The sequence below is a fragment of the Microvirga rosea genome, from assembly GCF_020595095.1.
GTDB classification, from domain to species: Bacteria; Pseudomonadota; Alphaproteobacteria; order Rhizobiales; family Beijerinckiaceae; genus Microvirga; species Microvirga rosea.
In genome coordinates, this window is record NZ_JAJDOP010000001.1 from 317,388 (window position 1) to 339,390 (window position 22,003).

28 protein-coding genes are annotated in these 22,003 nt (G+C 65.5%); 12 read left to right on the top strand and 16 right to left on the bottom strand.

Annotated elements, in window-relative coordinates; translation table 11 throughout:
* Positions 1 to 155 precede the first annotated feature (155 nt).
* The 5 genes from LJD17_RS01510 to LJD17_RS01530 all read left to right on the top strand — a co-directional run bounded on the left by LJD17_RS01510 (position 156) and on the right by LJD17_RS01530 (position 4,118).
* Positions 156 to 881, top strand: a complete 726-nt coding sequence (locus LJD17_RS01510) for a Tim44/TimA family putative adaptor protein (RefSeq protein WP_227382175.1) — start codon at positions 156 to 158, stop codon at positions 879 to 881.
* On the top strand, positions 878 to 2,065 hold the full coding sequence (gene mltA / locus LJD17_RS01515) for a murein transglycosylase A (RefSeq protein ID WP_227382177.1): 1,188 nt from the start codon (positions 878 to 880) through the stop codon (positions 2,063 to 2,065). The genes LJD17_RS01510 and mltA overlap by 4 nt, the downstream gene beginning before the upstream one ends.
* Complete coding sequence (locus LJD17_RS01520; RefSeq protein WP_227382179.1) at positions 2,062 to 2,640, top strand: Smr/MutS family protein; 579 nt, start codon at positions 2,062 to 2,064, stop codon at positions 2,638 to 2,640. Before mltA ends, LJD17_RS01520 begins: the two co-directional genes overlap by 4 nt.
* On the top strand, positions 2,624 to 3,052 hold the full coding sequence (locus LJD17_RS01525; protein WP_227382181.1) for a helix-turn-helix domain-containing protein: 429 nt from the start codon (positions 2,624 to 2,626) through the stop codon (positions 3,050 to 3,052). Before LJD17_RS01520 ends, LJD17_RS01525 begins: the two co-directional genes overlap by 17 nt.
* Positions 3,053 to 3,116: 64 nt before the next feature.
* A complete protein-coding gene (locus LJD17_RS01530) occupies positions 3,117 to 4,118 on the top strand; it encodes an adenosine kinase (protein ID WP_227382183.1) in 1,002 nt (333 codons plus the stop codon).
* A 12-nt stretch (positions 4,119 to 4,130) separates the two neighbouring features.
* Here the strand turns inward: LJD17_RS01530 and LJD17_RS01535 are convergent, their stop codons facing one another.
* The 9 genes from LJD17_RS01535 to hisB all read right to left on the bottom strand — a co-directional run bounded on the left by LJD17_RS01535 (position 4,131) and on the right by hisB (position 10,065).
* Positions 4,131 to 4,625 carry a YidH family protein gene (locus tag LJD17_RS01535; RefSeq protein ID WP_227382185.1) on the bottom strand — a complete coding sequence of 165 codons (495 nt, stop codon included), beginning with the start codon at positions 4,623 to 4,625 and terminating at the stop codon, positions 4,131 to 4,133.
* Positions 4,626 to 4,696: 71 nt separating this feature from the next.
* The gene (gene coaA, locus LJD17_RS01540) at positions 4,697 to 5,668 is read right to left on the bottom strand and encodes a type I pantothenate kinase (protein ID WP_227382187.1); all 972 of its coding nucleotides are present in this window, start codon (positions 5,666 to 5,668) and stop codon (positions 4,697 to 4,699) included.
* Between the two features lie 20 nt (positions 5,669 to 5,688).
* A complete protein-coding gene (locus tag LJD17_RS01545) occupies positions 5,689 to 6,009 on the bottom strand; it encodes a phosphoribosyl-ATP diphosphatase (RefSeq protein WP_227382189.1) in 321 nt (106 codons plus the stop codon).
* Between the two features lie 19 nt (positions 6,010 to 6,028).
* Complete coding sequence (locus LJD17_RS01550) at positions 6,029 to 6,679, bottom strand: aspartate/glutamate racemase family protein (RefSeq protein ID WP_227382191.1); 651 nt, start codon at positions 6,677 to 6,679, stop codon at positions 6,029 to 6,031.
* A gap of 21 nt (positions 6,680 to 6,700) precedes the next feature.
* A complete protein-coding gene (gene hisF / locus LJD17_RS01555; RefSeq protein WP_227382193.1) occupies positions 6,701 to 7,489 on the bottom strand; it encodes an imidazole glycerol phosphate synthase subunit HisF in 789 nt (262 codons plus the stop codon).
* Positions 7,489 to 8,241 (bottom strand): 1-(5-phosphoribosyl)-5-[(5-phosphoribosylamino)methylideneamino]imidazole-4-carboxamide isomerase, encoded by a 753-nt coding sequence (gene hisA / locus LJD17_RS01560; protein ID WP_227382195.1) that lies wholly within the window; start codon positions 8,239 to 8,241, stop codon positions 7,489 to 7,491. The genes hisF and hisA overlap by 1 nt, the downstream gene beginning before the upstream one ends.
* Entirely contained in the window at positions 8,229 to 8,879 is a 651-nt protein-coding gene (hisH, locus tag LJD17_RS01565) for an imidazole glycerol phosphate synthase subunit HisH (protein ID WP_227382197.1), read from the bottom strand. The genes hisA and hisH overlap by 13 nt, the downstream gene beginning before the upstream one ends.
* Entirely contained in the window at positions 8,876 to 9,373 is a 498-nt protein-coding gene (locus LJD17_RS01570) for a DUF2628 domain-containing protein (protein WP_227382199.1), read from the bottom strand. The genes hisH and LJD17_RS01570 overlap by 4 nt, the downstream gene beginning before the upstream one ends.
* Before the next feature lie 104 nt (positions 9,374 to 9,477).
* On the bottom strand, positions 9,478 to 10,065 hold the full coding sequence (gene hisB, locus LJD17_RS01575; protein WP_227382201.1) for an imidazoleglycerol-phosphate dehydratase HisB: 588 nt from the start codon (positions 10,063 to 10,065) through the stop codon (positions 9,478 to 9,480).
* A 162-nt stretch (positions 10,066 to 10,227) separates the two neighbouring features.
* Between hisB and hslV the strand changes: the two genes are divergently transcribed.
* The 4 genes from hslV (at position 10,228) to LJD17_RS01595 (ending at position 13,475) form a co-directional block, all read left to right on the top strand.
* The gene (gene hslV / locus LJD17_RS01580; protein ID WP_227382892.1) at positions 10,228 to 10,758 is read left to right on the top strand and encodes an ATP-dependent protease subunit HslV; all 531 of its coding nucleotides are present in this window, start codon (positions 10,228 to 10,230) and stop codon (positions 10,756 to 10,758) included.
* Complete coding sequence (hslU, locus tag LJD17_RS01585) at positions 10,755 to 12,065, top strand: ATP-dependent protease ATPase subunit HslU (protein WP_227382203.1); 1,311 nt, start codon at positions 10,755 to 10,757, stop codon at positions 12,063 to 12,065. Before hslV ends, hslU begins: the two co-directional genes overlap by 4 nt.
* A 106-nt stretch (positions 12,066 to 12,171) precedes the next feature.
* Complete coding sequence (locus LJD17_RS01590) at positions 12,172 to 12,921, top strand: endonuclease III domain-containing protein (protein WP_227382205.1); 750 nt, start codon at positions 12,172 to 12,174, stop codon at positions 12,919 to 12,921.
* A gap of 98 nt (positions 12,922 to 13,019) precedes the next feature.
* Positions 13,020 to 13,475, top strand: coding sequence for a BA14K family protein (locus LJD17_RS01595; protein WP_227382207.1), 456 nt, complete (start codon positions 13,020 to 13,022; stop codon positions 13,473 to 13,475).
* A gap of 56 nt (positions 13,476 to 13,531) precedes the next feature.
* Here the strand turns inward: LJD17_RS01595 and LJD17_RS01600 are convergent, their stop codons facing one another.
* The 3 genes from LJD17_RS01600 to LJD17_RS01610 all read right to left on the bottom strand — a co-directional run bounded on the left by LJD17_RS01600 (position 13,532) and on the right by LJD17_RS01610 (position 14,844).
* Positions 13,532 to 13,882, bottom strand: a complete 351-nt coding sequence (locus LJD17_RS01600) for a RidA family protein (RefSeq protein WP_227382209.1) — start codon at positions 13,880 to 13,882, stop codon at positions 13,532 to 13,534.
* A 75-nt stretch (positions 13,883 to 13,957) separates the two neighbouring features.
* On the bottom strand, positions 13,958 to 14,572 hold the full coding sequence (locus tag LJD17_RS01605) for a pyridoxamine 5'-phosphate oxidase family protein (RefSeq protein ID WP_227382211.1): 615 nt from the start codon (positions 14,570 to 14,572) through the stop codon (positions 13,958 to 13,960).
* Between the two features lie 2 nt (positions 14,573 to 14,574).
* A complete protein-coding gene (locus LJD17_RS01610) occupies positions 14,575 to 14,844 on the bottom strand; it encodes a DUF3303 domain-containing protein (protein WP_227382212.1) in 270 nt (89 codons plus the stop codon).
* 199 nt (positions 14,845 to 15,043) lie between these two features.
* On the opposite strand from LJD17_RS01610, the gene LJD17_RS01615 reads away from it, so the two are divergent.
* Both LJD17_RS01615 and LJD17_RS01620 read left to right on the top strand, forming a co-directional pair.
* Positions 15,044 to 15,634 carry a DUF2239 family protein gene (locus LJD17_RS01615; protein ID WP_227382214.1) on the top strand — a complete coding sequence of 197 codons (591 nt, stop codon included), beginning with the start codon at positions 15,044 to 15,046 and terminating at the stop codon, positions 15,632 to 15,634.
* 8 nt (positions 15,635 to 15,642) lie between these two features.
* A complete protein-coding gene (locus LJD17_RS01620) occupies positions 15,643 to 16,665 on the top strand; it encodes a hypothetical protein (protein ID WP_227382217.1) in 1,023 nt (340 codons plus the stop codon).
* 100 nt (positions 16,666 to 16,765) lie between these two features.
* Here the strand turns inward: LJD17_RS01620 and pnp are convergent, their stop codons facing one another.
* Together pnp and rpsO are read right to left on the bottom strand one after the other, a co-directional pair.
* A complete protein-coding gene (pnp, locus tag LJD17_RS01625; RefSeq protein WP_227382218.1) occupies positions 16,766 to 18,943 on the bottom strand; it encodes a polyribonucleotide nucleotidyltransferase in 2,178 nt (725 codons plus the stop codon).
* 209 nt (positions 18,944 to 19,152) lie between these two features.
* Positions 19,153 to 19,422 (bottom strand): 30S ribosomal protein S15, encoded by a 270-nt coding sequence (rpsO, locus tag LJD17_RS01630; RefSeq protein WP_227382893.1) that lies wholly within the window; start codon positions 19,420 to 19,422, stop codon positions 19,153 to 19,155.
* A gap of 345 nt (positions 19,423 to 19,767) precedes the next feature.
* On the opposite strand from rpsO, the gene LJD17_RS01635 reads away from it, so the two are divergent.
* Complete coding sequence (locus LJD17_RS01635) at positions 19,768 to 20,304, top strand: ferritin-like domain-containing protein (protein WP_227382219.1); 537 nt, start codon at positions 19,768 to 19,770, stop codon at positions 20,302 to 20,304.
* Between the two features lie 319 nt (positions 20,305 to 20,623).
* Here the strand turns inward: LJD17_RS01635 and truB are convergent, their stop codons facing one another.
* Together truB and rbfA are read right to left on the bottom strand one after the other, a co-directional pair.
* On the bottom strand, positions 20,624 to 21,544 hold the full coding sequence (truB, locus tag LJD17_RS01640; RefSeq protein WP_227382220.1) for a tRNA pseudouridine(55) synthase TruB: 921 nt from the start codon (positions 21,542 to 21,544) through the stop codon (positions 20,624 to 20,626).
* Positions 21,544 to 21,975, bottom strand: coding sequence for a 30S ribosome-binding factor RbfA (rbfA, locus tag LJD17_RS01645; protein WP_227382221.1), 432 nt, complete (start codon positions 21,973 to 21,975; stop codon positions 21,544 to 21,546). Before rbfA ends, truB begins: the two co-directional genes overlap by 1 nt.
* Positions 21,976 to 22,003: the final 28 nt, after the last annotated feature.

Consider the following 22,003-nt stretch of genomic DNA (forward strand, 5'->3'; position numbering starts at 1 on the left):
GCGCTGTTTCACATCGCTTGTCCCAGCGGGAGGTGGATGTTACGACCGGCGGACCCCATATGCGAAGGATCGCTCCTTCCTTGATGGGAGCAAAACCCCGGCCCCGAAAGCCGGACTCGACAAGTTTGGCAGGGCAGGCCGGTAACGGATCGACGATGCAGGATTCCTTCGACATCACGACCCTCATCTTTATTGTTTTGGCAGTTTTCGTCGTCTGGCGCCTCAGATCGGTGCTCGGGCAGAAAACCGGCAACGAGCAGCCGCCCTTTGATCCCCTGGCCCGCCGGGATGCCCCGCCCGTGAGGCCCGGCGCGCAGAAACCCGATCAGGACAACAACGTGGTCCGGCTCCCGGGAGCCAACGGCGCCCGTCCCGAGCCCGCGGTTCCTCCGGCGGAGCGCTGGAAGGATTACGCGGAGCCCGGCACGCCGATGGCCAACAGCCTCGACGAGATCGCACGGTCGGAACCTTCCTTCGAGGCCGGCTCCTTCCTCGAAGGCGCCAAGGCGGCCTATGAGATGATCGTCACGGCCTTTGCCCAGGGAGACCGCAAGACCCTCAAGGACCTGCTCTCCCGGGATGTCTACGAGGGCTTCGAGCGGGCCATCACCGAGCGGGAGCGCCGGGGCGAGAAGGTGGAGACCACCTTCGTGTCCATCGACAAGGCCGAAATGGCCGGGGCCGAGGTTCAGGGCCGGAACGCCCAGATCGTGGTCCGTTTCCTGTCCAAGCTCATCACCGCCACCCGCGACGCATCGGGAGCCGTCGTCGATGGAAGCCCCGATACGGTCGTCGACGTGACCGACGTGTGGACCTTCTCCCGCTCCCTCGGCAGCCGCGATCCCAACTGGCAGCTCATCGCCACCGAAGCGGGGCAATGAGGCATGCAGGACGCCTCGGCCTCGTCCTTTGGGTCCTGATCATGGCCGTTTCGGAGGCCCCGTCGGCCCTTGCCGGAAAGGCGCAGCTAGCGCCGGTCGGCTTCCGGGACCTTGTCGGTTGGACGGAGGACGACCACGCGGCGGCCTTCGCGGCCTTTCGCCGGACATGCCGGACGCTCGGCTCGAAGGGCGCGGAGCTTCGCCCGGCCCAGGGACCTGACGCGGCCCTTCTGGCGGTATGCCGGAAGGCTCTGGCGTCCGCCGCCCTGTCGAAGGCCGAGGCGCGCTCGTTCTTCGAGACCCATTTTCAACCTTTCGCCGTGACCCCGGCAACGGGCGAAGGCTTCCTCACCGGCTATTACGAACCCGAATTCCACGGGTCCCGCACCCGGGACGCGACCTACGGGATCCCCCTCCTCGACCGCCCCGACGACCTCGTGACCGTTCCCCAGGGCGAAACCCTGCCCGGTCTCGACGCGGGTCTCCAGGCCGCCCGAAAGACGCCCCGTGGCTACGAGGCCTACCCGGACCGGGCGGCCATCGAGGAGGGAGCGCTGGGCACCCTGGCTAAGCCGGTCGTTTACCTGCGCGAGCCCGGCGAGGCCTTCATCATCCATGTCCAGGGTTCGGCCCGCATCCGCCTGACCGATGGCTCGTCCATGCGGGTCGCTTATGCGGGCCGCAACGGCCGCCCCTACACGTCGATCGGCCGTCTGCTCGTGCAGCGGGGCGAGATGGACCTCGAAACCATGACCCTCGAAAAGCTGATGGGCTGGCTCAGGGACCATCCGGAGGCGGCGCGCGACCTGATGCGGCAGAACCGCTCCTACATCTTCTTTCGCGAGGCGCGGGAGCTCGCGGCGCACGAGGGGCCCATCGGCGGTGCCGGCGTGCCGCTGACGCCCGGCCGCAGCCTGGCGATCGACCGCTCTGTCTGGCCCTACGGGCTTCCCTTCTGGATCGACGGAACCCTGCCCTTCAGCCTCGACCGGACCGAACCTCTGCGGCGTCTCATGGTCGCCCAGGACACGGGATCGGCCATCGTGGGACCGGCCCGGGGCGACTTCTTCGCGGGGACCGGCGAGGCTGCCGGAAGCCAGGCGGGGCTGATGCGCCATCCCGTGCGGTTCACGGTCCTGAAGCCAAGAACCTCGCCAAATCCCTTGCCAAATCCCTTGCCATGACGCGTCGCCGCCGCTCCCGTCAGCTCAATACCGAGGAGCGACGGCTCTGGGCTCACGTGGTCCGGGGCGTGGCTCCCATGAAGGGGAAGGTTCTTCCCGAGTTCAATGAGGAAGCGGAGCCCTCCGGGCCCGCCAAGCCCAGCCTCCTGCCGCTTCCGAAACCTCCACCGTCGCCCTCCGCCAAGCCGACAATTCCTCCCCTCGCCCCCGTCGAACGCAAGACCCTCCAGGCCCTGCGCCGCGGCACCAAGGCCGTCGACGGGATCATCGATCTGCACGGGATGCGCCAGGACGAAGCTCACGGAGCCCTGCTGCGCTTCCTCCACCGCGCCCAGAATACCGGTCATTCTCTGGTCCTGGTCATCACCGGCAAGGGTGGGGCCGCAACGGGCGGAATGTTCGAGGAGCGGGGTGTGCTGCGGCGCATGGTGCCGCACTGGCTGCGGCTGCCCGACGTGAGATCTCTTGTGGTTGGCTTCGAGGAGGCCTCTCCCCAACATGGCGGATCCGGTGCACTCTACGTCCGGCTTCGTCGCAAGCGAGGCGCAGGATCGACGGATGACTCCTTTCGGTGAACGGGTGCGGCAGCTTCGCCGCCAGCGCGGATTGATGTTGAAGGACATGGCCGCGCATCTGGGTGTGTCGAGCGCCTATCTTTCGGCGCTCGAGCGCGGCGAGCGCGGCAAGCCGACCTGGACGCTGATCCAGGGCGTCCTGCAATATTTCAACATCATCTGGGACGAGGCCGACGAACTGGCCCGCCTCGCCGATCTGTCGGACCCCCGGGTGAAGCTCGACACGTCGGGCACGGATCCCAAGACCACCCTGCTGGCGAACCGCCTGGCACGGGAGATCAGGACCTTGTCGGAGCGGGACATCGAGACCATGCTCGGAATTCTCGATCAGGCGCAGGACCGGGCCCGACGGGCGCTGTCCCTCATCGAGCAGACGAAGGACCCGGCGGACCGCACGGTTGCGTCCGCATAAGGCTTGACCATCCCGGCGGCGAATGCGAAAGCGCCCCATTCTCAAGAGGCGCTCTGGTTTTTTCATGTCCCCATCCCGCATCGACGTGCTCACGCTCGGCAACGCCATCGTTGACGTGCTCGCCCATACCGACGAGGCCTTCCTCGTCCAGAAGAAGGTCCACAAGGGCGCCATGCAGCTCATCGACGAGGCGCGAGCGGAAGAGCTCTTCGGCGACATGGGTCCTGCCATCGTCGTGTCCGGAGGCTCCGCGGCCAACACCGCTGCGGGCGTTGCGTCCCTGGGGGTCAAGGCGGGCTTCATCGGCAAGGTGAAGAACGACGAGACCGGCCGCCATTTCGCACACGATCTCAAGGCCATCGACGTTCATTACGATGTGGCCTTCGCCGAGGACGGGCCGGCCACGGCCCGCAGCTTCATCCTGGTGACGCCGGACGGCGAGCGCACCATGAACACCTATCTGGGGGCCTGCCAGAACCTCACGCCCGACGATATCCGGCCCGAGACCGTCCAGGCCTCGTCCTACGTGTATCTCGAAGGTTACCTGTGGGATCCGCCGGCCGCGAAGGAAGCGTTCCGCAAGGCGGTGAAGGTCGCCCACAATGCCGGCAACAAGGTCGCCCTCACCCTTTCCGATGCGTTCTGCGTCGACCGCTACCGGGACGAGTTCCTCGGCCTCATGCGCGACGGCAGCCTCGACATCCTGTTCGCCAACATTCACGAGCTTCAAAGCCTTTACGGCACGTCCGACCCGAACAGCGCGCTGGCAGCCCTGCGCGAGGAGAAGGTTCTCGGCGTCGTGACCCGCTCCGCGGAGGGCGCTCTCGTGGTCAGCCGCGGCGAGACCCGCGCCGTGCCGGCCTTCCCGGTGGAGCGCGTGGTGGACACCACCGGCGCCGGCGATCTGTTCGCCGCCGGATTCCTGGCGGGCCTCGCCAAGGAGCTCGATCTCGTGGATTGCGCCCGCCTCGGCGGACTCGCGGCCGCCGAGATCATCAGCCATCTCGGCGCCCGGCCCCAGGCCAGCCTGCGCGACCTCGCCCGGCAGGAGGGGCTGTTCGCCTAGCGGTCGGCGGGTTCAACCTCCGGCCCGGCCGAACCACAGGCTCATGAGGGCCGCCGCGGCCACCAGCACCAGAAAGCCGTTCATGGCGACGAGCAGGAAGGGCGGGATGCGGCGGACGTCCGGGACGGGCGGAGGCGCGCCGACGAAGACCTGCCGCCACACGGCGGCGGCAAAGCAGAAGGCACTGAAGAGGACGAGCAGGCTCCCGGTGCTGACGACCATCCAGTCCGGCACCACGCCCTCCAGCAGCTTCTTGGCGCCGATGCCGGAGGCCAGGGCCGCAAGGCCGGTCCGCACCCACGCCGCATAGGTCCGCTCCGCCGCGAAAACGGTGCGGTCTGCCGCCAGCTCCGTGCGCCGGTCGGCGCTGTCCTTGAGCTGAACCGTCGCCTTTGCGGTTTTCCGTGCCGCGATTTCGGTGTTTTCCGCAGCTTCCTGCGTTTGCGCGGCCGCTTCTTCGGCCTGCTCGGCGCTGCGCTTGATCTCCGTTCCGACCGATTGCGTCATGGACCCTCCGCTTCACGCAGGACCAACGCATCGGGATCGGAAAGGTTTGGGTCGGGGAAAGGCCGATGCGCTCAGAGCCGGCGCAGGGCCACGGTTTCGATGCGGTGGCTGGCGCCCTTCTTGAGAATGAGGCTCGCCCGCTGGCGGGTGGGCACGATGTTCTCGCGCAGGTTCACGAGATTGATCCGGTTCCACAACCCGTCGGCGGTGGTGATGGCCTCCGCCTCGGGCAGCTCGGCGTAGCGGCGGAAATACGAGAGCGGATCCCGGAAGGCCGTATGGCGCAGGCGCAGGAAACGGTTCACGTACCAGCGATGCAGATCCTCTTCCTCCGCATCGATATAGACCGAGAAATCGAAGAAATCGGACACGAACGGAATCGCCGCGCCGTCCTTGGGCATGCGCGCCGGCTGGAGCACGTTGAGCCCTTCGACGATGAGGATGTCCGGCCGGTCGACGACGGTTTCCTCCCCGGGCACCACGTCGTAGACGAGGTGGGAATAGAGCGGCGCCCGGACGCTGCGCTTTCCGGCCTTGATGTCGGCGAGAAAGTGCAGGAGCGCGCCCGTATCGTAGCTTTCGGGAAAACCCTTGCGCTCCATCAGGCCGAGCCGGGTCAGCTCCGCGTTCGGCAGAAGAAAGCCGTCCGTCGTGACGAGATCGACCTTCGGCGTGTTGGGCCAGCGGGCCAGCAGGGCTTTCAGGACACGGGCCGTGGTGGACTTGCCCACCGCCACCGATCCTGCGACGCCGATGATGTAGGGGACCTTGGCGTCGTTCTCCGCGAGCAGGAAGCGCTGGGTCGCCTTGAACAACCCTTGCGTCGCCGCGACGTAGAGGGAGAGCAGCCGCGACAGGGGCAGATAGATCGCCGCGACCTCGTCGAGGGAGATCGGGTCGTTCAGGGATTGCAGCCGCATCACCTCTTCGGCCGTGAGGGTCATCGGCGCGTCGGCGCGCAGCTTCGCCCATTCGTCCCGGTTGAAGACCCGATACGGGGAAAGGTTGTCCTCGTCGAAGGACACCGCGTTGCGCTGATCCATGAATATCCCCTTTCGGGCGTTTAAGGCTTGCGCGCCGCCTTCTCGGCCAGCCCTGATTGCGCGGTGCGGCGCTCCAGTTCGGCCATCACGTCACTTAGCGGAATGTGTGCGCCCTGCAACACGACCAAAAGATGATACAGCACATCCGCGGCCTCGGCCGTGAGGTTCTGCCGGTCGCCCTGCACGGCCGCGATGGCCGCCTCCACCGCCTCTTCGCCGAGTTTCTTGGCCGCCTTGGCGGGGCCGTCCGCGAGCAGCTTGGCGGTGTAGGACTCCGTCGCCGGAGCCGCCGCGCGCTCGGCGACGATGCGGGCCAGATCGTCAAGGGAGAAGGGGGTCATGGGGCTGTCCTCCGGGCTCTCACGCGGCTTTGGCGCGGCTGGCCGCCGCAACAGCGGCGCTCAGTCCTGCGCCAGGACTGGTCAGAGCCTGTCCGGCGCGACACAGATCGGCCGCCGCCATCATCGAAGCCTGCGCCAGGGCCACACGATCGAAGCCTTCCCCGAAGGCGCGGTCCGCCGCTTCCGCGATCATTGCCTGATAGCCGTCCCGGTCGCCGGCCTTGAACAGGTCCCAGGCGCCGGGGACGAGCCTGACATCCACTTTCGCGCCGGTCGCCTGCGCGGCGGTTTCAAAAAGAACGCGGGTGGGTTCCAGTGTGGTGGGTGCCGCGCAGAGCACCGTGACCGACCGGCCGCTTTCGGTCGCGGCCCGCGCCAGAGCCTCGTCCACACGCAGAACCGGAATGCGGGTTTGCGCGGCTGCCGTGGCGGCGGCGGGACCGATGCTCGAACAGGTCAGGATGACCGCGTCGGCACCGGCGGCGAGTTCCAACAGCGCCGCCACCGTCTCCGCCTCCAGCAGCGGGGTGAAACCGCTCGTCTCGACCCTCGCCAGCAGATCAGGGCGAACGATGTGCATGAGATCGACAGGCGCGAACGCATCGCTCTTCGCGGCGTTCTCGAAGACCGCGATATTGCTCTCCGCAGTGTGTAGGCAGGCGATGCGCATTCGGTGATCCTTTGAGGTCGCTCAGGCGCGAGCACGCTCGTCCAGCCGCATCTTCAGTCCGGCCTTGGCCATATAGCCTTTCGCCTCGCCGATGGTGTGGGTGCCGAAATGGAAGATCGAGGCGGCGAGCACGGCGCTGGCATGGCCGTCGCGCACCCCGTCCACCAGATGGTCGAGATTGCCGACCCCGCCCGAGGCGATGACCGGCACCGGCACGGCATCCGCGATGGCGCGCACGAGGGCCAGATCATATCCGCCCTTGGTGCCGTCGCGATCCATGGACGTCACCAGGAGTTCGCCGGCGCCCAGATCCACCATCTTTTCGGCGAACGCGATGGCGTCGATGCCGGTGGCGCTGCGGCCCCCATGGGTGAAGATTTCCCAGCGCGGCGCCTCCCCCTCTGCCGACACCTTCTTGGCGTCGATGGCGACGACGATGCATTGGCTGCCGAACTTTTCCGCCGCCTCGCGCACGAAGTCCGGATTGTTGACGGCGGCGGTATTGATCGAGACCTTGTCGGCCCCGGCGAGCAGGAGCTTGCGGATATCCTCGACGCTGCGCACGCCGCCGCCCACGGTGAGCGGCATGAAGCAGGCCTCCGCCGTGCGCCGGACCACGTCGAGCAGGATGCCGCGGGCCTCGTGGCTCGCGGTGATGTCGAGAAAGCAGAGCTCGTCGGCCCCCGCGGCGTCATAGGCTTTCGCGGCCTCGACCGGATCGCCCGCGTCGCGCAGATCGACGAACTGGACGCCTTTCACCACGCGGCCATCCTTCACGTCGAGGCAGGGAATGAGGCGGACCTTCAGCATCAGGCGTTCTCCTTGCGCACCGTGCGCAGCAAAGCCAGCGCCTGGTCCGGATCGATGCGCCCGTCATAAAGGGCGCGGCCTGAAATCGCACCGCCCAGGATGGCGCAATCGGGCTGCGTCAGGCGCTCGATGTCGGCCATGGAGCCGAGCCCCCCGGAGGCGATCACCGGGATCTTCACCGCACGCGCCAGGGCCAGGGTCATAGGCATGTTCAGGCCCTTGAGGATCCCGTCACGGGAGATGTCCGTATAGATGATCGCCGCCACGCCGGCGTCCTCGAAGCGGCGTCCGAGTTCTTCCGCCGTCAGGGTCGATGTCTGGGCCCAGCCTTCCACCGCCACGAGGCCGTCCTTCGCGTCGATGCCCACGGCGACCTTGCCCGGATAAAGCCGCGCGGCCTCGCGCACGAAGGCCGGATCGCGCACGGCGGCGGTGCCGATGATGACGCGGGCGACGCCTTTGGCGAGCCAGCCCTCGACGGTCTTCATGTCACGGATGCCGCCGCCGAGCTGGACCGGAATGCGGATGCGCCGGAGGATGCCCTCGACGGCCGCCGCGTTCATGGGCTTGCCCGCGAAGGCTCCGTCGAGATCGACCACGTGCAGCCATTCGAAGCCCTGGGCCTCGAAGGCGGCGGCCTGAGCGGCCGGATCGTCGTTGAAGATCGTGGCCTGGTCCATGTCGCCCTGGATGAGGCGGACGCAGCGGCCTTCCTTCAGGTCGATGGCGGGAAAAAGGATCACGGGCGCCACCTCAGAAAATTGGCGATGAGCTTGAGGCCGAGAGTCTGGCTTTTCTCGGGGTGAAACTGCGTTCCGACAAGGTTGTCCTTCGCGACGATCGCCGTGACCGGGCCGCCGTAATCGACGGCGGCCACCACGTCGCCAGGCTCCGTCGGGGACAGGGCGTAGGAATGGACGAAATAGGCGTGCAGCCCGTCCGGCCCGGTCGGAATCCCTTCCAGGACCGGATGGCTCCGGCGCTGGTCGAGGGTGTTCCAGCCCATATGGGGGATCTTCAGCGACGGGTCGCTCGGGGTGATGGCCTTCACGTCGCCATGGATCCAGTCGAGCCCCGGCGAGGTCACATGTTCGAGGCCCCGGGTCGCCATGAGCTGCATGCCGACGCAGATTCCCAGGAAAGGCCGTCCGTCCTCGCGCACGCGGCGGTTCAGGGCCTCGACCATTCCCGGCACGCCGTCGAGGCCGCGGCGGCAATCGGCAAAGGCGCCGACGCCCGGCAGGACGATGCGGTCGGCCTGCGCCACCGCTTCCGGGTCGGAGGACACTGCGATCGGGTCGGATATCCCGGCTTCACGGGCGGCCCGCTCGAAGGCTTTCGCGGCCGAGTGAAGATTGCCGGACCCATAATCGACGATAACAACGCTCACCGGGGACGCTCCGCATCGGGAAAGAGACCGATCACCGGCTCGGTGCCCGGGCGGGCCCGCAGCGCCGAGGTCGGCGAGGATGATGAAACCGGGGACCGGGCCGCCGCCTGCGGCTGCAGCCAGCGCGCGAAGGCCTTGGCCTCCGCCTCGTCCCGGTCGGCCGCGGTGACCACGTCCACGCCCGGGCGCCCTCGCCGCTCATAGGTCCAGCGCCGAAGGCTGTTGGCCTCCAGGCCGATCAGGATCTGGAACAGCACGTCCGCCGCAAAGCGCGAGGCCGGATGGACATCGAGCAGAGTCAGCACCCCATGCAGCGCCACGACGGCGACGAGAACAAAAAGGCCCGCGAGCCACAGCCGGTGGAAGAAGAACCAGAAAAACGTGAAGACGAAGGCACCCCAGGAGAAGCCGTCCTTCACGATTTCCGCGTCGTCGAGGGCCGCCGGGTCGCCCGGCCGCGCATCGCGCGCGAGGTGCAGGGTATAGGTGGTCATGACACCATTCCTTGAGAAGCCTTGTCCGTGAACGGCTCGACTCCATGGGCCGGACGCGGCCATCTGCCGACGATCGCAGGAAGTCCCGTCCGGAACATCCAGATCTAGAGCGTTCCCTTGGTGGAGGGAATGCGTCCCCCTTCCCGGGGATCGACGGATACCGCATGCCGCAGGGTGCGGGCCACGCCCTTGAAGCAGCTTTCGGCGATATGGTGGCTGTTGACGCCGTAAAGGGTCTCGATATGGAGCGTCAGCCCGGCATTGACCGCGAAGGCCTGAAAGAACTCGCGCACCAGCTCCGTGTCGAAGGCGCCGATCTTCTCGGTTGGGAATGCGGTCCTGAAAACCAGGAACGGTCGTCCGGAAATGTCGAGCGCCACCCGGGTCAGGGTTTCGTCCATCGGCAGGTGAATGTCCGCGTAGCGCGCGATGCCCTTCTTGTCGCCGAGCGCCTGCAGGAGCGCCTGGCCGAGGGCGATGCCGGTGTCTTCCGTCGTATGATGCTGGTCCACATGCAGATCGCCCGCAACCTTCACGGTCAGGTCGACCAGGGCATGGCGGGCGAAGAGTTCGAGCATATGGTCGAGGAAGCCGACTCCGGTGGCGATCTCGGCCTTGCCGGTGCCATCGAGGGCGATCGACAGGGTGACATCGGTCTCGGCGGTGCGACGGCTGACGCTCGCGGCGCGCATCGTGAGGGATCCTTCGTGAAAGAAAGGGCGCGGTGAAGTGACGGCGCGTTCTATCAGCGTGGCGCAAGAAACGCTACCCGCGTTGCTTTTGGGAACAGGATGATTAAGTCAGTCCCATTCCCTCCGGAGTTTCGTTCCTTGTCCGACTCGACCCCTCCCAGCATGCATGCCACCACGATCCTCATGGTCCGCAAGGACGGACGCGTCGTCATCGGCGGCGACGGCCAGGTCAGCCTGGGCCAGACCATCGTCAAGGGCAACGCCCGCAAGGTGCGCCGCCTCGCCAAGGGCGGAGTGATCGGCGGCTTCGCGGGCTCGACGGCGGATGCCTTCACGCTGTTCGAGCGCCTGGAAGGGAAGCTCGAACAATATCCGGGGCAGCTCACCCGCGCCTGCGTCGAATTGACGAAGGACTGGCGCACCGACCGCTATCTGCGCCGCCTGGAAGCCATGATGCTGGTGGCCGACAAGGAGGTGGGGCTTCTGCTCTCGGGAGCGGGCGACGTGCTGGAGCCGGAAGGCGGCATCATGGCCATCGGATCTGGCGGAAACTATGCCCTCGCGGCCGCGCGGGCGCTGGCGGATTCGGGGCTCGACGCCGAGACCATGGTGCGGCGGTCCCTTTCGATTGCGGCCGACATTTGCGTTTACACCAATTCCAACATCGTCATCGAGACGCTGGACACCGAATGACCTCCTTTTCTCCCCGCGAAATCGTTTCCGAACTCGACCGTCACATCGTCGGCCAGTACGAGGCCAAGCGCGCGGTTGCCATCGCGCTGCGCAACCGCTGGCGCCGCCAGCAGCTGGAAGGATCCTTGCGCGAGGAAGTGGCGCCCAAGAACATCCTGATGATCGGGCCCACCGGCTGCGGTAAGACCGAGATTTCCCGCCGTCTGGCACGGCTCGCCAACGCGCCTTTCCTCAAGGTCGAAGCGACGAAATTCACCGAGGTCGGCTATGTGGGCCGCGACGTCGAGCAGATCGTGCGCGACCTGCTCGAGGTCGGTATCGGGCTGGTGCGCGAGGAACGTCGCAAGCAGGTTCAGGCCAAGGCCCATCTGGCCGCCGAGGAACGCGTGCTCGACGCCCTCGTGGGCACCACCGCCAGCGCCGCCACCCGCGACAGCTTCCGGCGCAAGCTCCGCAACAACGAACTCGACGACAAGGAGATCGAGATCGAAGTGCAGGGGGGCAACCCGCAAGGCATGCCGATGTTCGAAATCCCCGGCATGCCCGGCGCGTCCGTCGGCGCCATCAATCTCTCCGACATGTTCGGCAAGGCCTTCGGCGGCCGCGCCAAGATGCGGCGCGCAACCGTGCGCGAGGCGTACGAGCCGCTGGTGACGGAGGAATCCGACAAGCTCCTCGATCAGGACGCCATCGTGCAGGAAGCGATCCGGCAGGTGGAAAACAACGGCATCGTGTTTCTCGACGAGATCGACAAGATCTGCGCCCGGGAAGGTCGCGCCAGCGGCGATGTGTCCCGCGAAGGCGTTCAGCGCGACCTGCTGCCGCTGATCGAAGGCACCACGGTGGCGACGAAATACGGAGCCGTGAAGACGGATCACATTCTGTTCATCGCATCCGGCGCCTTCCATGTGTCGAAGCCCTCGGACCTGCTCCCCGAATTGCAGGGACGCCTGCCGATCCGCGTCGAGCTGTCGCCTCTGACCGTGGAGGATTTCAAGCGCATTCTCACGGAAACGGAAGCGAGCCTGATCAAGCAATCCGTCGCTCTCCTGAAGACGGAAGGCGTGAATCTCGTGTTCACGGACGATGCCATCGATGCCCTGGCGCAAGTGGCCGTGGAGGTGAACAACACCGTCGAGAATATCGGCGCACGCCGTCTGCAGACGGTGCTCGAACGGGTTCTCGACGACGTGTCTTTCACGGCACCCGACCGGTCCGGAGAAGCGGTGACCATCGATGCGGCCTATGTTCGCGGCGAAGTGGAAAGCCTCGCCAAGAACACGGATCTCAGCCGCTTCATCCTTTAAACGTCCCCTCCCCGTCGGTGATGATCGCCGACGATGGCCGGACCGATGCGCCGGCCATTTTCAGTCCGCGGCGGAACTGCGGACTCGCTTCGCGCTTTGCCTCGTCATGGAGTCTGACGCGCATGACCTCGAAGCGAAGGCCCTGGTCATTCATGAGCGCCTGTGCGCGGTCTATGGCTGCCCTGTCGCCTATCATCACGGGCTCGATCCTTTAAGCGAACTCATCTCCTCCCTCCTGTCGCACCGGACCCGCAACGCCGATTCGGGCCGCGCCTTTCGGGCCCTCAAGGCCCGCTATGCGGATTGGGGCGCCTTGCGCGATGCGCCGACGGACGAGGTCGAGGCCACCATCGAAGGGGTCACTTGGCCGGAGCAGAAGGCACCGCGCCTCCAGGCGGTGCTGCGGGCCATCACCGCCCGTAACGGCTCCCTCGATCTCGATTTCCTGAGGCCGATGCCGATCCGGGACGCCCGCGACTGGCTCGAGGCGCTTCCGGGCGTCGGACCGAAAACCAGTGCGGCGGTTCTGTCCTTCTCGCACTTGCGCCAAAGGGCCCTGCCGGTCGACAGCCATCACCATCGCGTTGCGGTTCGCACGGGCCTCATTCCGTCAAACCTCGATGTCGGTCCGTCCCATGCGGTTCTGGAGGCGCAGCTGCCGTCCGACTGGGATGCCCAGCAGGTTTATGACAACCATCAGGTGATGATGCGGCACGGGCAGCAATGCTGCTACTACCGAAATCCCGCCTGCCGCCGCTGCGTGATTCTTGCTCTTTGTCCAACAGGGCAAGCTTTGACGGGCTTCACAGGTCAAGAATTCACAACAGCCGAAGATGAGAGCCCCCTGCCCTCATGATCAAGCGCTCACGATGCTGCGATTTCCGGCACCAATCTGGAAAAATGCGGAACGAGTGCTTGCGCGGAACGTTCGTGAACCCAGGAAGGAGTTCAATCATGCGTCATCTCTACTTGACTGCTGCCGCCACACTGGCTTTGGGAATCGCTGCGGTTCCGGCTTCGGCGGCTCCGGTCTCGACCGATGCGAGCCGGGTCGCCGCGCCTCTGGCGGCGCTCGAAAAAGGCGATCTGCAGACGAACTACGCCCAATGGCGCGGCCGTTATTACGGTCGCCCGGGCGGCTATTACGGCCGTCCCTATTATGGCCGTCCCTATGGCTATTACGACCGTCCTTACTACCGGCGTGACTATGGCGGCGCGGCAGCGGCGGGGGCCATCGGCCTTGCGACCGGCGCCATCATCGGCGGCGCGCTGGCGCAACAGCAGCAGGCTGCCCCGGTCTATGCGGCTCCCAACGCCTCCGTGTCGTATTGCGCACAGCGCTTCAAGTCCTACGACCCGGCTTCGGGCACCTATCTGGGATATGACGGGTTGCGGCATCCCTGCCCGTAAATCGCCGACAGGTCACCTCGTGAAAGCGGGCCCTTCGGGGCCCGCCTTGCTGTCGGTCACTTCGCGGCGATGACGGCGATTTCCACCTTGAAGGCGGGGGTCGCGAGCTTCGCCTCGACGGTTGCGCGGGCCGGCGCATTGCCGGGCGCGACCCAGGCGTCCCACACGCCGTTCATTTCCTGGAACGTGCCCATGTCGGTCAGCCAGATATTGGCCATGAGGAGCTTCGACTTGTCGGTGCCGGCCTGCTCCAGGAGACCGTCGATCTTGGCGAGAATCTCTTTCGTCTGCTCGGCAACGCTCTGACCGGCCGACTTGTCCGCGACCTGTCCCGCCAGATAGACCGTGTTGCCGTGCACGACAGCCCCGCTCATGCGGGGACCTGGGTTGATTCGTTGGATCGTCATGGATCGTCCTTTGGAAAACGAAAAATGGAGATGGGCTTTTTCGGGGGGCTCGTGCCCGAGGTCAAGGTTGGATGCTCAATGGAGTGTCTGCTTCACCCGCTCCGGCAGCGCCTTGTCGTATGCCTCGCCGCCGGTTCGGCCCTCGCTCAAGGCCGCGAGGATCTGTCCGGCGCTCGGCAGTGCCTGGCGGGCCACGCGCTTGTCCGGATTCCACAGATCCGAGCGCACGAGGGCGCGGGAACACTGGAAGAAGACCTCCTCGACCGCAATCGACAGGACGGTTTTCGGAGCCTTGCCGTCCACCGAAAAGCTGCCCAGCAGGGCAGGGTCGGTCGAAATCTGCGCCCGGCCGTTGACGCGAAGCGTTTCGCCGACGCCGGGGATCAGGAAGAGCAGGGCGACATGCGGATCGCGCACGATGTTGCGCAGGGAATCGATTCGGTTATTGCCGCGCCGGTCCGGCAGCAACAGAGTCTTATCGTCGGCCACCCGCACGAAGCCCGGCTCGTCGCCGCGCGGCGAACAATCGAGACCCTCGGGCCCGCATGTGGCGAGGACAGCGAAGGGCGAGGCCTCGATCAGCGCCCGGTAGACCGGAACGATCCGGTCCGTTTCCTTGACGCGGGAAGCTTCGCCGACCTCGCCATACAGGGTTTCGAGGGCCGACAGGGTGGTGACGAGATGGGACATGATCAAAGACGTTCGGACAAGGCCGCAGCGGTTTGGCCGCTGGGAGCGACGGGGATGATCTCAAACTCGGCCAGATCGCACCATTCCGCAACCCATTGCTGAAGCAGGGTGACGTCGTCGCAGCGCATGAGCTGGAAGCAGCGGCCGAAATCGGCGGAAATCCAGCTGTCCACGTAATCGAGCCCCTCCGGCATCTGCCGGCCCTTCCGGTGGTACCGCCGATAGATTGCCTTCGGGTCCCGGCCGAATTTCTCGATCACCATGAACAGCATCGGGCTCTCCGGCAGGCTCCTGCAAAGGTTCATTTCAGACGAAGCGCGTGAGCTCCGCAATACGGCGCCTCGCGGCGGAGAGCGTTTTCCAAAGCCCGAGATGTTTTCCGGGTTCTGCGACAGTGTCGAAAGTTTTACCCGGGTGAAATTGACAGGAGGATATTACCCGGGTAAAACCCCGGCCGACATCAGGTGCCCCATGACACACCCTCACACCTACACGGCCTTCATCGGAAACCGACATCTCATCACCGGGCCGCAGCTCGCGGTCGCCCTCGCGGTCAAGGGGGCGCTTCAAGCGGACGACCCACCGACGATCCTGATCTTCGACGACGTCACGGGCGGCGAGGTCGATTTCGATCTTCGCGGCAGCGACGAGGAGATCGCGGCCCGGATCGCCGCACCGGACGATCAGCAGGGAGGGGCGAAACGTCAGGGTCGCCCGAAGCTCGGCGTCGTCGCCCGGGAGGTCACGCTTCTTCCGCGCCACTGGGACTGGCTCTCCCGGCAGCCCGGCGGCGCTTCCGTCACGCTCCGCAAGCTCGTCGACGCCGCCCGGCAAACCGGAGACGACCGGGCCGCCATCCGCCAGGCCCAGCAGGCGGCGGATCGGTTCATGCTGGCGATGCTCGGCAACCAGCCGGGCTACGAGGAGGCCGCGCGAGCCCTCTACGCCGGCGAGCGAAGCCGTTTCATGGCGCTCACCGAACCGTGGCCGGCGGACCTTCGCGATCACGCGCGGCGCCTCGCCGAACCCGCTCTCAAATCAACACCCGAACAACCGCAATGAGGGGCAGCATGCCGACGACCATCGAACACATGAAGCGCGAGGGCATCGTCCTCGCCAGAACCATGGAGGGAGGAGAACTTCCCGTCATCGACGTGACGCATCCACGCTTTGCCTTGTCCGAGGACGACGAGAGCCTTCGAAAACTGCATGAGGCGTTGATCCGGGAAGAACGGCGCAACGGCCGCGTTCCCAAATTCCTGATGCGGATGATGGTGAAGGCGGCTGTGAAAAAGTCGCGGCTGTTTCGCGCCATGTTCGGATCGGGCACTTCGTACCTGGACGGTCTCAGCACCTACGTGATGAAGCTCGGCCCGGACAACCTCGTGCCTCCCTACGATGCGCCGATGGACCGGAAGTTCGCCGCGGCGCCGCACGTCACCTTCATGCGCCTGCGCATGCAGCAGATGGCGGCTCTCATCGCCGATGGGCTCATGGGTGAGTTATCCGTTTCGGATCATCGTCCGCTGCATCTGATCAACATCGCGGGCGGACCTGCGATCGATACGCTCAATGCCTTGATCCTGCTGCTTCGCACATCGCCCGAGCGTCTGAAGCGGCCCATCACGATCCATGTCCTCGATCTCGACGAGGCCGGGCCCTTCTTCGGGCAAGAAGCCCTGTCCCGGATGAAGGCCGAAGGCGGACGGCTTCACGGGCTGGATGTCACGTTGGAGCGGCGGACATACGATTGGAACGACACGTCCATCCTGAAGCGGCTCGTCGACGACCTGATCGCGCAAGGTGCGATCATCGCCGCGATGTCCGAAGGCGGCCTGTTCGAATACGGGAGCGATACGGCAATCCTCGCCAATCTGAAGGCGCTTCGTGCCGACGGCAAAGGCGCATGTTGTGTGGTGGGTTCGGTGACGCGGACCGAGGAGGCGAGGGGGAAGCTGACCGGAGCCCGTCAGTTCAACCTCATCCCGCGTGGCCTCGAGGTCTTCGGTCCCCTGGCGGAGGAAGCGGGATTCAGGATCGGGAACGTCCGCCAGACGATCTGGAGCGATCAGGTGGAGCTTCGCGCCAGGTAAGGGACTTCCAAGGATCGGACTTCAAGCATCATCCCGCGCGAGCGATGCGCCCGGCGGGACGATTCAAAGAAAAAGGGGCGGCAAAGCCGCCCCTTATGTCTTACTCGCCGGCCTGCTGCTTTTGCGCATCGCGCTCAGCGCGCTCGGCGTCCTTTTCGGCCTTCAGCTTCTCGGTGATGTCCTCACCGGTCTCCTGATCGACGACCTTCATGGACAGGCGGACCTTGCCGCGCTCGTCGGTGCCGAGGAACTTCACCTTCACCTTGTCGCCTTCCTTCACCACGTCGGTCACCTTGCCGACCCGGTTCTTGGCGAGCTCCGAGATGTGCACGAGGCCATCGCGCGAACCGAAGAAGTTCACGAAGGCGCCGAACTCCATCACCTTCACGACCGTGCCCTCATAGATCATGTTGATCTCGGGCTCGGCCACGATGGAGCGGATCCAGTTGTAGGCCGCCTTGATCGACTTGCCGTCCGCCGAGGCGATCTTGATGAGGCCGTCGTCGTTGATGTCGATCTTCGCGCCGGTCTTCTCCACGATCTCGCGGATGACCTTGCCGCCCGAACCGATGACTTCGCGGATTTTGTCGACCGGGATCTGCATGGTCTCGATGCGCGGAGCATGCTCGCCGAGTTCGGCGCGCGGAGCCGTGAGGGCCTTGTTCATCTCACCCAGGATATGGGCGCGACCGTCCTTGGCCTGATCGAGCGCGACGCGCATGATCTCTTCGGTGATGCCGGCGATCTTGATGTCCATCTGGAGCGAGGTGATGCCCTCTTCCGTGCCGGCCACCTTGAAGTCCATGTCGCCGAGATGGTCCTCGTCGCCGAGGATGTCGGACAGAACCGCGAAACGCTCACCCTCGAGGATGAGGCCCATGGCGATACCGGCCACCGGACGGCGCAGGGGAACGCCCGCATCCATCAGCGCCAGCGAGGCGCCGCAGACCGTGGCCATGGAGGAGGAGCCGTTCGACTCCGTGATCTCCGACACGACACGAAGCGTGTAGGGGAACTCATGGGAGGCCGGCAGCATCGGGTGAATGGCGCGCCAGGCGAGCTTGCCGTGGCCGATCTCGCGACGGCCGGGCGAGCCCATGCGGCCCGTCTCGCCGACGGAGTAGGGCGGGAAGTTGTAGTGCAGCAGGAAGGTTTCCTTGCGGGTGCCTTCCAGCTCGTCCACGAACTGCTCGTCCTCGCCGGTGCCGAGGGTGGTCACCACGAGAGCCTGCGTTTCACCGCGGGTGAACAGGGCCGAACCATGGGCGCGCGGCAGGACGCCGACTTCGTTGACGATCGGGCGGACCGTCTTGAGGTCGCGGCCGTCGATACGCTTGCCCTCGTCGAGGATGTTCCAGCGCACGACCTTGGCCTGGGCTTCCTTGAAGACCGCCTTGACCTTCTCAGGCTCGAACTTCGCCTCGCCCTCGGCCGGGCAGAGCGTTTCCATCACCTTCGCCTTCACGGCGTCGACGGCAGCGTAACGGTCCTGCTTCTTGGTGAGCTTGTAAGCTTCGCGCAGGTCCTTCTCGGCGATGTCGAGAACGGCCTTTTCCACGTCCGACATGTCGGCGGGCTGGAAATCGCGCGGCTCCTTGGCGGCCTTCTCGGCCAGGCGGATGATGGCCTCGATCACTGGCTGGAAATGCTTGTGGCCGAACATCACGGCGCCGAGCATCACGTCCTCGGGCAGTTCCTTCGCCTCGGATTCGACCATCAGCACGGCTTCATTCGTGCCGGCGACCACGAGATCGAGGGAGGATTGCTCCATCTCCGGCAGCGGCGGGTTCAGCTTGTACTGGCCGCCGATATAGCCGACGCGGGCTGCGCCGACCGGACCCATGAACGGAACGCCGGAGATGGTGAGGGCCGCGGAAGCCGCCACCATGGCGACGATGTCGGGATCGTTTTCAAGGTCGTGGGACAGCACGGTCACGACGACCTGGGTGTCGTTCCGGTAGCCGTCGAGGAACAGGGGGCGGATCGGGCGGTCGATGAGGCGGGAGACCAGGGTCTCCTTCTCGGTCGGCCGGCCTTCGCGCTTGAAGTAGCCGCCCGGAATGCGGCCGGCGGCGTAGGTGCGCTCCTGGTAATTCACCGTGAGCGGGAAGAAGTCGATGCCGACCTTGGGCTCCTTGGCCGACACGACGGTCGCCAGAACGGTGGTCTCGCCATAGGAGGCCACCACGGCGCCGTCGGCCTGACGGGCCATCTTGCCGGTTTCGAGCACGAGCTTGCGCCCGGCCCAAATCAGTTCTTCGCGTTGAACGTCAAACATGGATCTGTCTTTCATGACACGGCGGCGCTCGATGCCATGAGCAAGACGGCAAGAAGCTCCGCGACGGACCGATCCGCCGGTGAGAAGCCTCTTGCGATCCTGCCATGGTCATCGCGTCATCCGCCTCTTGAGAAGGACGCAGGCTCATAGGGCTTCTGCGTCAAGAGGCCGTCCGGAGCCGGGCTCCGGACGGAACTTGTCCGAGCAGCTTAACGGCGAATGCCGAGCTTCTCGATAACGGTCTTGTAGCGACCCTCTTCCTTCTTCTTCAGATAGTCGAGAAGGGAGCGGCGCTGCGACACGAGCTTCAGGAGACCGCGGCGGGAATGGTTATCCTTCGCGTGAGACTTGAAGTGCTCGGTCAGGTTGGTGATCCGCTCGGTCAGGATTGCGATCTGCACCTCGGGGGAGCCCGTATCGCCTGCCTTCTGAGCGAATTCCTTAATGAGCGCGTTCTTGCGCTCGGCCGTGATCGACATCGTCAGTCCTTTCAGGTTGGCTTTGGAAAAAAGGACCTCGTCCATCAAGGACGAAAAGGTCCGTTCGCCGGAGGCGGCCGGGCCGGGATGTCGTCCAGCGCGGTCTGCCCTCAAGGCACGTCTCGCAGGCGAAACGCTTGCGGGAAGCGGTCGCACCATACACCAAATCGGCACAAGCGCCAGAGAAATCATTTCGTCTCTACGACAGAGCCAGGCCGGATTCGTCAAGCCTGGCAAGAACATATGCCGTATGGGCACAGACCCGGACGGGGAGGGCGGACGGAACAAGTCCTGAAAAGTCTGGTTGGTGAGTCAAAGTCACCGACATCAAGAGGAGTCAAGAGAATGGCGACCACTACTGCCGACCTGTCGTCTTCGGAAACCGTCCGCTCCATTTTCGTCACGGGCCTTCAGAACGCTCACGCCCTTGAAAAGGAAGCCGTCCAGCTCATGCAGCGCCAGCTGGAGCGGTTCGAGAACTACCCGGAAATGTCGCAGATTCTCCGGACCCACCTTCAGGAAACCGAGGGCCAGATCCGTCGTCTCGACGATATGCTGCATACCTTCGGCGAGGATCGCTCGCTCCTGAAAGACATGGCGACCCAGTTCATGGCCAACATGGCGGCGGCCGGACACATGCCCATGGCGGACGAGGTCCTCAAGAACACCTTCGCCAACCACGCTTTCGAGAACTTCGAGATCGCGTCCTATATGTCGCTGATCAGCATGGCCCAGGCGTCCGGCTATGACCGCTTCGTTCCGGCCCTGGAGGAAACCCTGCGCGAAGAGCAGAAGACCGCGCAGCTGATCCGCGATCAGATCCAGCCGATCACCCAAAAATACCTGATGCGCGAGGCGCAGGGCCTGAAGGCCGATCGCTGATCGATCGCTGGCGACGTTCATTCCGGAGCAAGAGCCCGGAACCCATAACCAGGACGGCTCAGGATAGAGAGCGATGGTTGCCGGCGATTTGTCCTGGATCGTCAGCGGCTCTGGGTTCCGGACTTGCCCGACGGCAATCCGGAATGACGGGTGGTGCTCCCGTCATTCCGGGGCGAGCTTAAGCGAGAGCCCGGAACCTATATCCGCTCATCGTTTGAGACAAGGCACGACGGCAGCCGTCGCGTCTTTTCCGGGATCCTCAGCGGCTCTGGGTTCCGGGCGCCGCTGCGCGGCCCCGGAATGACGGAGGAGCACACCCTCAAATCCCGAGATTGAACACCCGGTGCGGCACGAGTTCGCCGCGCTCCACATCGCCGACCGCCACGAGGACGCCACTGCAGGTGGCGTAAACCTTGCCGGAGACCGGCGCTTCACGCCCGCGCAAAATGATCGACTGGCCGCGCATCAGCCGGCCCGCCATATCCCGGCTCACGGGGACGGACGGAATGTCGCTCAAGGCGGCTTCCACCGGCCGCAGGGCGGCGGGATCGGTCGCGAGATCGTCGACCGTCACCGCGTCGCTTTCCGCAAACGGGCCGACTCGGGTCCGGCGCAGGGCCGCGATATGGCCGAGGCACCCGAGAGCGCGGCCGAGGTCGCGGGCGATGGCCCGCACATAGGTGCCCTTGCCGCAATCCGCTTCGAGCACAGACCGGTTGCCCTCGTGATGCACGAGCGACAGGCGGTCGATCTCGACGGTGCGCGCCTGCAGTTCCACCGCTTCGCCCTCGCGGGCGAGATCGTAGGCGCGCTCGCCCTGGATCTTGATGGCGGAAAACCGTGGCGGGACCTGTTCGACCGATCCGGTGAAACGCGGCAAAAGCGCCTCGATGGCGGACGGATCGGGCAACAGGTCGGTGCGGCCGACGATGTCGCCTTCCGCGTCGTCCGTGTTGGTTTCGGCGCCCCAGGCCACGGTGAACACATAGGATTTGCGGCCGTCCATGATGAACGGAACGGTCTTCGTGGCCTCCCCGAGAGCGATCGGCAGGATGCCCGAGGCGAGGGGATCGAGGGTTCCGGCATGTCCGGCCTTCTTGGCCAGGAGGCTGCGCTTGACCACGGCGACCGCGTGGGTCGAGGTCATGCCGACGCCCTTGTCCAGAATGATCCATCCGTTCACGTCGCGCTTCTTCGGGCGCTCCCCTTGCGGGCGTCGCTGCGGCTTCTCGTCGGTCATCAATCCTGCTCGTCGTTGTCGTCGGAGGCGTTGTCCGTGGGCTTCGCCGTATCGCGGGCCACGCGCTCGGAGCGCAGGAGCGCATCGATGCGGGCGGCCTCGTCGAAGCTCTCGTCGCGGCGGAAGCGGAGGTCGGGTGCGAATTTCAGGTTCACCCGACGGGCGACCTCCTGGCGCAGGAGCTTTTTGTTCTTCTCCAGCGCCTTGATGACCGTGTCCTCGTCCTTGCCGCCAAGGGGCATCACGTAGGCGGTGGCGAGCTTCAGATCCGGCGACATGCGCACTTCGGGGATCGTGATGACGTTTCGCGTGAGCGCCTCGTCCTGGAGGTCGCCGCGGGATAGAACCTCCGCCAGGGCGTGACGCACGAGTTCGGCGACGCGCTGCTGGCGCTGGGACGGTCCGGTTGTTTGTTCGAAGCGTTTGGCCATGGAAAACTTCCCGGGATTGAACCGGATC

What these genes read in the sequence shown, in the direction of transcription:
- LJD17_RS01510 (WP_227382175.1), top strand. Translation starts at nt 156, where the DNA reads ATGCAGGATTCCTTCGACATCACGACCCTCATCTTTATTGTTTTGGCA.
- mltA (WP_227382177.1), top strand. Translation starts at nt 878, where the DNA reads ATGAGGCATGCAGGACGCCTCGGCCTCGTCCTTTGGGTCCTGATCATG.
- LJD17_RS01520 (WP_227382179.1), top strand. Translation starts at nt 2,062, where the DNA reads ATGACGCGTCGCCGCCGCTCCCGTCAGCTCAATACCGAGGAGCGACGG.
- LJD17_RS01525 (WP_227382181.1), top strand. Translation starts at nt 2,624, where the DNA reads ATGACTCCTTTCGGTGAACGGGTGCGGCAGCTTCGCCGCCAGCGCGGA.
- LJD17_RS01530 (WP_227382183.1), top strand. Translation starts at nt 3,117, where the DNA reads ATGTCCCCATCCCGCATCGACGTGCTCACGCTCGGCAACGCCATCGTT.
- LJD17_RS01535 (WP_227382185.1), bottom strand. Translation starts at nt 4,625, where the DNA reads ATGACGCAATCGGTCGGAACGGAGATCAAGCGCAGCGCCGAGCAGGCC.
- coaA (WP_227382187.1), bottom strand. Translation starts at nt 5,668, where the DNA reads ATGGATCAGCGCAACGCGGTGTCCTTCGACGAGGACAACCTTTCCCCG.
- LJD17_RS01545 (WP_227382189.1), bottom strand. Translation starts at nt 6,009, where the DNA reads ATGACCCCCTTCTCCCTTGACGATCTGGCCCGCATCGTCGCCGAGCGC.
- LJD17_RS01550 (WP_227382191.1), bottom strand. Translation starts at nt 6,679, where the DNA reads ATGCGCATCGCCTGCCTACACACTGCGGAGAGCAATATCGCGGTCTTC.
- hisF (WP_227382193.1), bottom strand. Translation starts at nt 7,489, where the DNA reads ATGCTGAAGGTCCGCCTCATTCCCTGCCTCGACGTGAAGGATGGCCGC.
- LJD17_RS01570 (WP_227382199.1), bottom strand. Translation starts at nt 9,373, where the DNA reads ATGACCACCTATACCCTGCACCTCGCGCGCGATGCGCGGCCGGGCGAC.
- hisB (WP_227382201.1), bottom strand. Translation starts at nt 10,065, where the DNA reads ATGCGCGCCGCGAGCGTCAGCCGTCGCACCGCCGAGACCGATGTCACC.
- hslV (WP_227382892.1), top strand. Translation starts at nt 10,228, where the DNA reads ATGCATGCCACCACGATCCTCATGGTCCGCAAGGACGGACGCGTCGTC.
- hslU (WP_227382203.1), top strand. Translation starts at nt 10,755, where the DNA reads ATGACCTCCTTTTCTCCCCGCGAAATCGTTTCCGAACTCGACCGTCAC.
- LJD17_RS01590 (WP_227382205.1), top strand. Translation starts at nt 12,172, where the DNA reads ATGGAGTCTGACGCGCATGACCTCGAAGCGAAGGCCCTGGTCATTCAT.
- LJD17_RS01595 (WP_227382207.1), top strand. Translation starts at nt 13,020, where the DNA reads ATGCGTCATCTCTACTTGACTGCTGCCGCCACACTGGCTTTGGGAATC.
- LJD17_RS01600 (WP_227382209.1), bottom strand. Translation starts at nt 13,882, where the DNA reads ATGACGATCCAACGAATCAACCCAGGTCCCCGCATGAGCGGGGCTGTC.
- LJD17_RS01605 (WP_227382211.1), bottom strand. Translation starts at nt 14,572, where the DNA reads ATGTCCCATCTCGTCACCACCCTGTCGGCCCTCGAAACCCTGTATGGC.
- LJD17_RS01610 (WP_227382212.1), bottom strand. Translation starts at nt 14,844, where the DNA reads ATGCTGTTCATGGTGATCGAGAAATTCGGCCGGGACCCGAAGGCAATC.
- LJD17_RS01615 (WP_227382214.1), top strand. Translation starts at nt 15,044, where the DNA reads ATGACACACCCTCACACCTACACGGCCTTCATCGGAAACCGACATCTC.
- LJD17_RS01620 (WP_227382217.1), top strand. Translation starts at nt 15,643, where the DNA reads ATGCCGACGACCATCGAACACATGAAGCGCGAGGGCATCGTCCTCGCC.
- pnp (WP_227382218.1), bottom strand. Translation starts at nt 18,943, where the DNA reads ATGTTTGACGTTCAACGCGAAGAACTGATTTGGGCCGGGCGCAAGCTC.
- rpsO (WP_227382893.1), bottom strand. Translation starts at nt 19,422, where the DNA reads ATGTCGATCACGGCCGAGCGCAAGAACGCGCTCATTAAGGAATTCGCT.
- LJD17_RS01635 (WP_227382219.1), top strand. Translation starts at nt 19,768, where the DNA reads ATGGCGACCACTACTGCCGACCTGTCGTCTTCGGAAACCGTCCGCTCC.
- truB (WP_227382220.1), bottom strand. Translation starts at nt 21,544, where the DNA reads ATGACCGACGAGAAGCCGCAGCGACGCCCGCAAGGGGAGCGCCCGAAG.
- rbfA (WP_227382221.1), bottom strand. Translation starts at nt 21,975, where the DNA reads ATGGCCAAACGCTTCGAACAAACAACCGGACCGTCCCAGCGCCAGCAG.